The sequence below is a fragment of the Halobacterium bonnevillei genome (genome assembly GCF_009831555.1).
Classification (GTDB): domain Archaea; phylum Halobacteriota; class Halobacteria; order Halobacteriales; family Halobacteriaceae; genus Halobacterium; species Halobacterium bonnevillei.
The window spans coordinates 1-3,995 of the sequence record NZ_WUUU01000223.1 but is presented as its reverse complement, the minus strand read 5'-3'; the positions used below and the strand labels follow the sequence as shown (position 1 = coordinate 3,995).

Sequence of the window (3,995 nt, the reverse complement as noted above, 5' to 3'; positions counted from 1 at the left end):
CGCGCTCGACGACGCGGGACGCGCTCGCGGCGGAGGTGGCGTCGTATGAGTGACCAGACCGGGCCCGGAGCGCTGGCTGCTGTGGTGGGCCTGCGACGACCGCGAGCACCGCGACCGCCCCGTACGGGGCAATTAGTAACTATTCCATCACTGGAACACGGTTCGATTGTTCGCTAGTTTTCGTCCGCTTCGCGGCGTTAGTCGCTACTGTAGTTTATTAAAATTGTTTGACAGGTTCGATTAGCTTAAGTGGTACGAGCCGCTACGCTAGGGTGCTATGAGCACATGTCCCGAGTGCGGGGACGACCTGACCCTGCACGACGACCTGGAGGTCGGCGAGATCGTCGACTGCGGCACCTGTGGCACAGAACTGGAAGTCGTCGACACCGCCCCGCCGGTCCTCGAGCGAGCGCCAGACCTCGCCGAGGACTGGGGGGAGTAAATTGCACGTCGGCATACTGTACTCCCGGATTCGCCAGGACGAGAAGCTCCTGCTGACGGAGCTGCGCGACCGCGGCCACGACGTCGAGAAGATCGACGTGCGCAAGCACGGGTTTTCCCTGGACGGCACGGACGCCCCCATCGCGGACTGCGACCTCGTGGTCGACCGCTGCCTGGCGACCAGTCGCAGCAAGTACGCCACGGAGTTCTGCGACCACTACGACGTCCCCGTCGTCAACACCCCGGAGACGGCCGCCATCTGCGCGGACAAGGTCCGGAACAGCCTCGCGCTCTCCGAGGCCGGCGTCCCGACGCCGGACACCACCGTCGCGTTCACGACGGACAGCGCGATGGAGGCCATCGAGTCCTACGGCTACCCCTGCGTGCTGAAGCCCGTCGTCGGGTCCTGGGGCCGCCTGATGGCGAAAGTGGACTCCCGGAACGCCGCAGAAGCGATTCTGGAGCACAAGGCCACACTGGGCCACTACGAGCACAAGGTGTTCTACGTCCAGGACTTCGTCGCCAAACCCGGCCGCGACATCCGCGTGCTCGCCACCGACGGCGAGCCCGTCGCCGCGATGACGCGGTCGGACGAACACTGGCTGACCAACGCCGCGAAGGGCGCGGAGACCGCTCCCTTCGACATCGACGACGAGGTCGAAGCGCTGGTCGCGGCAGCAAGCGACGCCGTCGGCGGCGGCCTGCTCGGCATCGACCTCATGGAATCGGGCGACGGTTACACCGTCCACGAGGTCAACCACACCGTCGAATTCAAGGCGCTGAACGAAGTCAGCGACGTCGACGTCCCGAGCGTCGTCGTCGACTGGCTGGAGACGAAAGCCGACACGCAAGTCGAGGTGACTGCCTGATGGCTGTCACCGAAGCCGACGGGTCGGCCGACGCGGAGACGGCGACCGCATCGGTCGTGGGTGCCAGCGGGTTCGCGGGCGGGGAACTCCTCCGCCTGCTCGCCGGCCACCCGAACGTCGAGGTGGCGCAGGCGACCAGCCGCGAGTACGCGAACAAGACGGTTGGCAGCGTCCACCCGAATCTGCGGGGCCTGGACCTGCGGTTCTCGGAACCCTCGGACCTCGAATCAGTGGACGTGCTGTTCGCGGCCGCGCCCCACGGCGTCGCGATGGACCACATCGACGCGTGGCAGGACGCCGCGGACACCGTCGTGGACCTGAGCGCGGACTTCCGTCTCGATACCGAACCGCAGTACGACGAGTGGTACGACGGCCACACCGCGCCCGAGTACCTCGACGACGCGGTGTACGCGCTCCCCGAGATTTCCCGCGACGACCTGGCGGGCGCGGAGCTGATTGCGGGCGGCGGCTGTAACGCCACCGCGACAATTCTCGGCCTCCTGCCGCTCCAGACGGCAGGCGTGCTCGACGGCGCAGACGTCGTCGTGGACGTGAAGGTCGGCTCCTCGGAGGGCGGCGCCAGCGGCGGCAAAGCGTCCTCGCACGCGGAGCGCTCGGGCGTCGTGCGCCCGTACGCGCCGACCGGCCACCGCCACGAGGCCGAAATCGAACAGGAACTCGGGCTCTCGGTGTCGTTCACCGCGCACGCCGTCGACATGGTGCGCGGCGCGAGCGCCACCTGCCACGTGTTCCCGGATTCGCCCGTCTCGAAGGGCGACCTGTGGTCGGCGTACCGCGAGACGTACGGCGACGAACCGTTCGTGGAGACGGTCGCCGGCGGAAGCGGCGTCTACCGCTACCCCGAGCCGAAGGCCGTCGCCGGCACGAACAACGCCGAGGTCGGGTTCGAACTCGACCCCGGCAACGAGCGCGTCGTGACGTTCTCGGCCATCGACAACGTGATGAAGGGGTCGGCGGGCCAGGCCGTCCACGCCGCGAACCTCGCACTCGGGTTCGCTGAGACGGCGGGCCTCCAGCAGCTCGGGATGCACCCGGTGGGAAGCCCATGACCGGGCGCGTCCCGGGGTGGTCGGCGTGACAGTAGTCGTCAAGATCGGAGGCGCGCGCGCCGTCGACCCGGCGGGCGCGGTGACCGACGTCGCACACCTCACGGTGAACGACGAGGACGTCGTGGTCGTCCACGGCGGGTCGACCGCGGTGGACGACGCGCTCGAGCAGGTCGGCAAGGAGCCCGAGTACGTGGAGTCGCCGTCGGGCGTCACCGGCCGGTTCACGGACGCGGAGACGATGGACGTCTTCGAGATGGCGATGGGGAAGGTGAACACCGACCTCGTCGCCGCGTTCGAGAACGCGGGCGTGCCCGCCGTCGGCCTGAACGGCGTCGACGGCAAACTGCTCTCGGGCCCGCGGAAGTCCGCGATCCGGGTCGTCGAGGACGGCACGAAGAAGATCCGCCGCGGCGAGCACTCCGGGACCATCGAGGCCGTCAACACCGACCTGCTGGAGACCCAACTGGACGCCGGCTACGTGCCGGTCGTGTCCGTGCCGATGCTCGGGAAGGACGGCGACGAGTCCCTCCCGGTGAACGCGGACGCGGACCGCGCGGCCGCCGCCGTCGCGGGCGCACTGGACGCCACGCTCGTCGTGTTGACCGACGTCGAGGGCGTCTACGAGGACCCCGAGGACCCCGAGTCGCTCATCGACGAGGTGCTGACGCCCGCCGACCTCGACGGCGTGCAGGACGCCGCCGAGGGGTTCATGACGAAGAAGGTGATGGCGGCGACGGAACCCTCGCGGGCGCGCCGAGGCAGTCGTGGTCGCGGACGCGAACAGCCGCGACCCCGTCGTGCGCGCGCTCCACGGCGCGGGCACGCACTTCCGTCCGGGTGCGCTGGGCGACGAGGCGGACGCGGTAGCCGACGACAACGGTGAGGCCGCATGAACTGCGCGAGTGCTGCGTCCACGAGGTGGTCGGCGTGAGCGGGTTCGTCTTCGGCGAGAAACCCATCCAGATCGAGTCCGGGGACGGCGCCACCGTCTACGACAACGCCGGGAACGCGTACCTGGACATGGGCGCGTCGTACGCGTGTGCGCCCGTCGGTCACTGCCACCCCGACGTGGTCGGCGCCGTGCAGTCGCAGGCCGAAGACCTCCTGTTCGTGCAGGGGTCGTACCCGACCGAGACGCGGACGGCGCTGTACGACCGCCTCGGCGACCTGGCGCCCGGCGAGACCGACAACGTCTGGCTGTGCAACTCCGGAACGGAGGCCAACGAGGCCGCACTGAAGTTCGCGCGCCACGCCACCGGCCGCGAGACGGTGGTCGCGGCGAAGCGCGCGTTCCACGGCCGCACGCTCGGCGCGCTGGCTGCGACCTGGAAGCAGAAGTACCGCGAGGGGTTCGCCGTCCCCGACAACGTCGAGTTCGTCGACTACGGGGACGGCGAAGCGCTCGCGGCCGCCGTCGACGACGAGACGGCTGCCGTGCTCCTGGAGCCGATTCAGGGCGAGGGCGGCGTCAATCCAGCGCCCGACGGGTACCTGCAGACGGCCCGCGAGGCCTGTGACGACGCGGGTGCGGCGCTCGTGTTCGACGAGATCCAGACCGGACTCGGTCGCACGGGCACGCTGTGGGCGTGCGAGCAGGCCGGCGTCGTGCCGGACG

At 69.5% G+C, this 3,995-nt stretch carries 4 protein-coding genes and 1 pseudogene; all 5 read left to right on the top strand.

Annotated elements, in window-relative coordinates; translation table 11 throughout:
* Positions 1–277: 277 nt before the first annotated feature.
* Positions 278–442, top strand: coding sequence for a lysine biosynthesis protein LysW (gene lysW / locus GRX66_RS17120; RefSeq protein ID WP_159527596.1), 165 nt, complete (start codon positions 278–280; stop codon positions 440–442).
* A 1-nt stretch (position 443) separates the two neighbouring features.
* Positions 444–1,310 (top strand): lysine biosynthesis protein LysX, encoded by an 867-nt coding sequence (lysX, locus tag GRX66_RS17115; RefSeq protein WP_159527595.1) that lies wholly within the window; start codon positions 444–446, stop codon positions 1,308–1,310.
* On the top strand, positions 1,310–2,380 hold the full coding sequence (gene argC / locus GRX66_RS17110) for an N-acetyl-gamma-glutamyl-phosphate reductase (RefSeq protein WP_159527594.1): 1,071 nt from the start codon (positions 1,310–1,312) through the stop codon (positions 2,378–2,380). Before lysX ends, argC begins: the two co-directional genes overlap by 1 nt.
* Before the next feature lie 25 nt (positions 2,381–2,405).
* Positions 2,406–3,273: pseudogene (locus GRX66_RS17105) on the top strand (acetylglutamate/acetylaminoadipate kinase).
* Positions 3,274–3,307: 34 nt separating this feature from the next.
* On the top strand, positions 3,308–3,995 hold a 688-nt coding region (locus GRX66_RS17100; protein ID WP_325064175.1), incomplete at its 3' end, for an aspartate aminotransferase family protein.